The sequence below is a fragment of the Amycolatopsis rifamycinica genome (assembly GCF_000695625.1).
Lineage (GTDB): Bacteria > Actinomycetota > Actinomycetes > Mycobacteriales > Pseudonocardiaceae > Amycolatopsis > Amycolatopsis rifamycinica.
Genome location: NZ_JMQI01000042.1, coordinates 39,991 through 46,603, shown reverse-complemented (window position 1 = coordinate 46,603; position 6,613 = coordinate 39,991). Strand labels below are relative to the sequence as shown.

Genomic DNA, 6,613 nt, shown 5'->3' with positions numbered 1-6,613 from the left:
GGGGGTGGGGTTCGCGTGGCTTCCGCAGGCCGCGGCGGGGTGGGTTGCTGGGCTTCGGGTTGCTGGCCTTCGGGGGGCTGCGGCGTGGTGGGCCCGGTTCGGGGCAGGTGCCCGGGTGCCGCCAGTTGCGAGCGAGCTGCCACGGCATCGGCGGGCTGCGGGAGGAGCTCCTCGGGCGCGGCGGGTCGGGAGCCGGCTCGATCGGCTTCCACCGGCCGCGGCGGGGTGGGTTGCTCGGTGCTCGGCTCGGCCGGGGCGGGGGGCTCGGCCCCTTGGGTGGCTTGGGTGGCTTCGGTGGTGAGGCCAGGAGCCGGGAGCTGGTCGCCGCTCGGTGAGGGAGGGCTGAGCTTTTCGGTCCGCTCGGTCTCGGCGGCGGAGGATTCGGCCGGATCCGGGCCGGCCGGTGCGGGGGATCCGGGGAACCGGGGCGGTGCCGCGGCCTCGGTGCCCGCGACCGCTGGGCGCGCCGGGGGGTCGGCCGGGCTCGGTTCTTCCTGGGCGGAAGGCGCGAGCACTTCGGTGGGTTCGGCTTCGGTGGGTGGGGAAGTGGCCTCGGTGCCGGGGAACGCCGGCCGCGCCGGGGGATCGACCGGGGGATCCGTGGCCGGGCGGGGTTCGTCCTGCGCCGGAGAGGTGAGCCCCTCCGTGCGCTCGGACTCGGCGGCCGGAGAAACGGCCTCCTCGGCAGCCGAAGGGGCCTCCGCGGAAGGCTGCGGCTCGGCCGCGGGCTCCGGCCGGGCCCCGACCGGCGTCTCGGTCCGCCAGCCGGCCGGGCCTGCCGTGGTCGGGCCCGCCGTCGCTGGGCCCGCTGCGGTCGGCCCCGCCGTCGCTGGGCCCGCCGTGGCCGGTACCCCAGCTTCCGACCCCCGCGCGGCCAACCCCGCAGCCGCAGCGACCGGAGCCGCAGCGACCGGAGCACCAGCCGCCGGAGCACCCACCACCGCCGGCGGGGCACCGTCCCAAAGGGACTCCTCCGGTGGTGCGTCGTCGGTCAGCCTGCTGAAGCCCTCGGCCAGCAGGACCTCGTCCGAAAACTCCGGGGCCGATGGTGCCAGGCCGCGGATCAACGCCCGCACCTGGTCCACCGATCGCGGGCGGTGGGCCGTGGCCAGGGACACCGTGGCCGCCAGCATGGTCGTCGGGGTCGGGTGCAGGACGCGGACCGGGCCGGCCAGGTCGGCAGGCGGCTGGTCGACCGTCTCCACGTACGGGCCCACCGCGATGATCGTGCCCACCGGGGCCGTTCCCGGGACCAATGCCGCAATTTGCCGTTCGCAAGCCTGGGAAACGTCCAACGCCTCCGTGGCCGGGTTCACCGAAGCGTCGTCCGCGACCAGGGGCCAGCCGTCCGCCTTCCACGGGCCGCCCAGCGGCGCCTCCAGGCGCAGGGCCGGGTCCGGCAGGTCCACGCCGATCACGATGATCACGCCGTGGGGGAGGAGCACCACCGCCTCGATCGGGCGGTCGGCCACCGCGCCGACGCCGACCAGGGCGATGCCGCCGATCACGGTGCTGCCGCGGCCCAGGGACGCCAGTGCCGCCCGGATGTCGTCCGCCACCCGGGACTGCTGCCGCTCCAGGCGCACCAGTCGCACCGCTTTCCCCTCCCTGCTCGTCGTTCCGGGTCAACACGCTAGCGCGCCCAGCGCAACGAACCCCGCGACACGGGCGCGCCGCGGCCGCTTGCCCTCCGAAAGTGGGGCGGGGGGTGACTTGTGGTGTTCATGTGGCCAAACAGCACGGTTGGGGTGCAGAATGTGCTACAACGCATCGGAGGCGGCATTCGGGAGCCGCACTGAGGCCGCGCTGCAGCTCGAAGTAGGGCGTAGGGGAAGACGTCCCTCGTCGAGCAAGCGGAGGTAGCAGTGAGCACCCGTGGCAGCACCCGAGGTGTGGTGTACGTCCACTCGTCGCCGTCTGCGGTGTGTCCGCACGTCGAGTGGGCCATTTCGGGCACCCTGGGTGCCCGCGTTGACCTGAAGTGGACGGCGCAGCCGGCCAGTCCGGGTCAGCTTCGCGCCGAATGCGGCTGGCGCGCGCCCGCGGGCACCGGCGCCAAACTGGCGGCCGCGCTCAAGGCGTGGCCGATGATTCGGTTCGAGGTCACCGAAGAGCCCAGCGCGGGCGTCGACGGCGAGCGGTTCTGCTTCGCGCCCGGCCTCGGCCTGTGGCACGGCCGGACCAGCGCCAACGGCGACATCGTGGTGGGCGAGGACCAGCTGCGCGCGCTCGTCAGCATGACCCGCGGCGGCGAATCCCTCGCGCACAAGCTGGACGAACTCCTCGCCGCGAGCTGGGACGAGGCGCTCGAGCCCTTCCGCCACGCCGGTGACGGCGCGCCGGTGACCTGGCTGCACCAGGTCGGCTGAGGCCCGGGACGGGGGCCGGTACGCTCTCCGGCGTGACCACCCCCGCCCCCAGCTCTCGCCAGCGCTGGCTGGTGCCCGTCGTGGTCGTGGTGCTGTCCGTGACCGTCGGCGGCGGCCTGCTCGCGCGCGAGCTCTACCGCCGGCCGGAGCAGCCGGCCGACGACGCCTCCGTCGCGGTGTCGACGCCGACGCCGTCGAGCAGCGGCGAGCCCGGCGCGGCGGACGACGTCCGGATGACCGACGACGCGCGGGCGCACCCGCAGGCCGAAGCCGTCCGCAAGGTCCTGACCAAGTACTTCGCGGCCATCAACACCAAGGACTACCAGCAGTGGACGGCCGTGGTCAGCGACGAGCGGGCGGCGGCCCAGTCGTCGACCGACTGGAGGAAGGGCGTTCGCACCACAAAGGACAGCGACGCGCTCGTCTACCGGATCGAGCGCTCGGCCGGGAACTCGCTGCGGGTCCTGGTCGGGTTCACCAGCCGGCAGAAGCTCGAAGACGCCCCGCTGTTCTTCCGCGAGCCCTGCATCAAGTGGCGGCTCGTCATCCCGATGGTGGTCGAGGACAACTCCCTGAAGGTCGCCGCCGTCGACGGCGGGCCACCACCCGAACACGAGAAGTGCTGAACGCGAAGAAGGGCCCGGCCGGAGCCGGGCCCTTCTTCGGTTCGGGGAACTCAGGCCGCCGGGGTGAACAGCAGCGCGGTGTTGTGGCCGCCGAACCCGAACGAGTTGCTGATCGCCGCGGTCAGCTCGACCTTGCGCGGCTCGCCCGCGACGACGTCCAGCTGCACCCGCGGGTCCAGGTCGGTCAGGTTCCGGGTGGCCGGCACCAGGCCGTGGTACAGCGACAGGATCGTGATGATCCCCTCGACCGCGCCGGCCCCGCCGACGAGGTGGCCGAGCGACGCCTTCGGCGCCGTCACGACCACGTGCTCGCCGACCGCGTTGCGGATCGCCGCCGCCTCGCCGATGTCACCGACCACAGTGGACGTCGCGTGGGCGTTCACGTGCCCGACGTCCGCCGGGGTGACGCCGGCCATCTTCATCGCCGCGCGCATGGCGGCGATCTGGCCGATGCCCTCGGGGTGGTTGCCCGTGATGTGGTAGGCGTCCGAGGTGATGCCGTGGCCGGCGATCGTCGCGTAGACGCGCGCCCCGCGGGCCTTCGCCAGGTCCGCGCGCTCCAGGATGACCACGCCGGCGCCCTCGCCGAGGACGAAGCCGTCGCGGTTCGCGTCGAACGGCCGCGACGCGCTCGCCGGGTCGTCGTTGCGCGTGGAGACCGTGCGGGCCTGGGCGAACCCGGCCAGCGTGATCGGGTGGATGCACGCTTCGGCGCCCCCCGCGATCACGACGTCCGCGCGCCCGGAACGGATCATCTCCACGCCGCTGGCGATGCCCTCGGCACCCGAGGCGCAGGCCGAGGCCGGGGAGTGCACCCCGGCCCGCGCCTTGAGGTCGATGCCGACGTGCGCGGCCGGGCCGTTCGGCATCAGCATCGGCACGGTCAGCGGCGACACCTTGCGGAGACCCTGCTGGTGCAACAGGTCGTTCTGGGTGAGCAGGGTGACCGGGCCGCCGACGCCGGTGCCGATCGACACGCCGAGGCGGTCGGGGTCGACGTCGGTGTGCTCGTCGGTCGGCTCGCGGTACCCGGCGTCGGCCCACGCCTGCCGGGCGGCGATCAGCGCGACCTGCTCGCAGCGGTCCATCCGGCGGGCCTGCACCCGCGGGAGGACCTCCGAGGGATCGACGGCCAGCTGACCGCCGATCTTGACGGGCAGCTGCAGCTCCTCGACCCAATCGGCCTCGATCGCGCGAACCCCGCTCGCCCCGGCCAGCAGACCGTCCCAGGTGGACGTGACGTCCCCGCCGAGCGGTGTGGTGGCGCCGAGACCGGTGATCACGACGTCGATGTTGCTCATGGGAGTCTCCTCAAGGAGGGGAAAGACTTTACTTGGAGTTGGCCGACACGTAGTTCACCGCGTCGCCCACGGTCTTGAGGTTGGCGAGCTCGTCGTCCGGGATCTTGACGCCGAACTTGTCCTCGGCCTGCACGGCGATCTCGACCATCGACAGCGAGTCGATGTCCAGGTCGTCCACGAACGACTTCTCGGCGGTGACGTCGTCCTGAGCCACACCGGCGACCTCTTCGACGATCTCGGCGAGGCCGGCGAGGATCTCAGCGTTGTCAGCCATGGGGTAGTTCCCTTCTCGGTCCATCTGGGGGTCTTGGTCCCGTGGGCGAGTGCCCGCGGGGAGCGTAACGGTGATCAGGGGCAGATGAACGCCTGCCCGGCGTAGGACAGGCCCGCGCCGAACCCGACCGCCAGCACCACGTCGCCGGGCTTCGCCGTCCCGGCCTTGCGCATGTGGTCCAGCGCGAGGGGGATGGACGCCGACGAGGTGTTACCGGAGTACTTGATGTCGTCGGCGACGACCATGTCGTCGCGGGCGCCGCCGGCCCGCAGCTTCTTCGCGATCGCCTCGACGATGCGCAGGTTGGCCTGGTGCGGGATGAGCACGTCCACATCGGACGGCTTCAGCCCGGCGACCTCGAGCGCGCGCAGCGCGATCGGCGCGATCTGGGTGGTCGCCCACCGGAAGACCGACTGGCCCTCCTGGTAGATGTACTTCTGGTCGCGCATGTAGATCAGGTCGACCAGGTCGCCCGCGCTGCCCCACGAGACCGGGCCGATCTCCGGCTCGTCGGAGGCGCCGACCACCGCGGCGCCCGCGCCGTCGGCGAAGATGATCGCGTTGGCCCGGTCGACCGGGTCGACCGAGTCGGTGAGCTTCTCCGCCCCGATGACCAGGACCTTCTTCGCCGAGCCGGCCCGGATCAGGTCCGAGGCGACACCCAGGCCGTAGCAGAACCCGGCGCACGCGGCGTTGAGGTCGAACGCACCCGGGCTGGGAATGCCGATCCGGGCGGCGACCTGCGCGGCGGCGTTCGGGATGAGCGTCGGCATGGTGCAGTTCGGCAGGATGACCGTGTCCACTTCGGACGGGTCGACGCCGGCGTCTTCGAGCGCGGCCTTGCCGGCGGCGACGGCGAAGTCGGTCAGCAGCTCGTCCTTCTCGGCGAACCGGCGCTCGACGATCCCGACGCGGGCCTGGATCCACTCGTCGCTGGTGTCCATGATCTGCGAGAGGTCGTCGTTGGTGACGATCTTCTCGGGCTGCGCGCTGCCGATGCCCAGCACGCGGCTGCCGCGGGAGCCGGGGTTGAGGCTCAGGGCGGGTCGGTCGGTCACGAGGCGTCCTCCTGGCGCAGCGCCGCCAGCTCGGCCGGCGTCTTCAGCGCGGTGATAGTGGTGACGACGCCCTTGAGCTGCCGCTTGACCAGGCCGGTCAGGGTGCCCGCGGGCGCGAGTTCGATCGTGCGGGTGACGCCGAGGGAGGCCAGGCCGTCCATCGTCAGGTCCCAGCGAACCGGGCGAGTGACCTGGGAGACCAGCCGCGCCAGGTACTCCGCGCCGCTGGTGACGACGGTACCGTCCGCATTGGACAGCAGCGGGCGGACCGGGTCGGCCGGGGTCAGCTCGGCGGCGTGGGCGCGCATCGCCTCTTCGGCGGACGCCATGTAGTGCGTGTGGAACGCGCCGGCGACCTTGAGGGCACGGATCTTCGTGCCTTCGAGGGGCTCGGCGACGATCTTCGCGATCGCGTCGGCGGCACCGGAGGCGACGATCTGCCCGGCGCCGTTGCGGTTCGCCGCGGCCAGACCCTGTTCTTCGAGCCATGCGACGACCTGCTCGGGATCCCCGAGCATGACCGCGGCCATCGACGTCGGTTCCATCGCGCACGCCTTCGCCATCTCGGCCCCGCGGACGGCGGCGAGCGCGACGGCGTCTTCGGGCTTCAGCACCCCGGCGATGGCGGCGGCCGCGAGCTCGCCGACGGAGTGGCCGGCGACCGGCGCGTCCGCGGGCACCGGCGCGGTGGCCTGGAGGTGCTCGAAGGTGAGCAGCGACAGCGCGACGATCAGCGGCTGCGCGATCGCGGTGTCCTGGATCTCGTCGGCGTCCGCCTCGGTGCCGAGGTGGAGCAGATCGAGCCCGGCGCGCTCGGACCACTGCGCGACGCGCTCGCGCGCGCCGTCGAGGTCGAGCCAGGGCGTGAACATGCCGGGGGCCTGGGACCCCTGGCCGGGAGCGAGGACTGCTGCTGTCACCCTTCAAGACAACACGGGAGAGGGTGTTTCCGGGGATGCCGACGCTCACAGTGTCTGTGCGGCGT

The 6,613-nt window shown here is 72.8% G+C and carries 7 protein-coding genes; 2 read left to right on the top strand and 5 right to left on the bottom strand.

Features of this window, described 5'->3' with window-relative positions:
- Positions 1-1,595, bottom strand: a 1,595-nt coding sequence (locus tag DV20_RS46650) for a hypothetical protein (protein WP_235190891.1), incomplete at its 3' end; no start/stop codon positions are given.
- A 270-nt stretch (positions 1,596-1,865) separates the two neighbouring features.
- On the opposite strand from DV20_RS46650, the gene DV20_RS19660 reads away from it, so the two are divergent.
- Both DV20_RS19660 and DV20_RS19655 read left to right on the top strand, forming a co-directional pair.
- On the top strand, positions 1,866-2,369 hold the full coding sequence (locus tag DV20_RS19660) for a DUF3145 domain-containing protein (protein WP_026469134.1): 504 nt from the start codon (positions 1,866-1,868) through the stop codon (positions 2,367-2,369).
- Positions 2,370-2,401: 32 nt separating this feature from the next.
- Positions 2,402-2,995: a hypothetical protein gene (locus DV20_RS19655; RefSeq protein WP_043782305.1), complete on the top strand. Its 594-nt coding sequence runs from the start codon at positions 2,402-2,404 to the stop codon at positions 2,993-2,995.
- 50 nt (positions 2,996-3,045) lie between these two features.
- On the opposite strand, the gene DV20_RS19650 is transcribed toward DV20_RS19655, so the two are convergent.
- The 4 genes from DV20_RS19650 to DV20_RS19635 form a co-directional block, all read right to left on the bottom strand.
- A complete protein-coding gene (locus tag DV20_RS19650; protein ID WP_043782303.1) occupies positions 3,046-4,296 on the bottom strand; it encodes a beta-ketoacyl-[acyl-carrier-protein] synthase family protein in 1,251 nt (416 codons plus the stop codon).
- A gap of 28 nt (positions 4,297-4,324) precedes the next feature.
- Positions 4,325-4,570 (bottom strand): acyl carrier protein, encoded by a 246-nt coding sequence (locus DV20_RS19645; protein WP_004559006.1) that lies wholly within the window; start codon positions 4,568-4,570, stop codon positions 4,325-4,327.
- Positions 4,571-4,644: 74 nt separating this feature from the next.
- Positions 4,645-5,628, bottom strand: coding sequence for a beta-ketoacyl-ACP synthase III (locus DV20_RS19640; protein WP_043782301.1), 984 nt, complete (start codon positions 5,626-5,628; stop codon positions 4,645-4,647).
- Positions 5,625-6,548, bottom strand: a complete 924-nt coding sequence (locus DV20_RS19635) for an ACP S-malonyltransferase (RefSeq protein ID WP_084093568.1) — start codon at positions 6,546-6,548, stop codon at positions 5,625-5,627. The genes DV20_RS19640 and DV20_RS19635 overlap by 4 nt, the downstream gene beginning before the upstream one ends.
- Between the last annotated feature and the right edge of the window lie 65 nt (positions 6,549-6,613).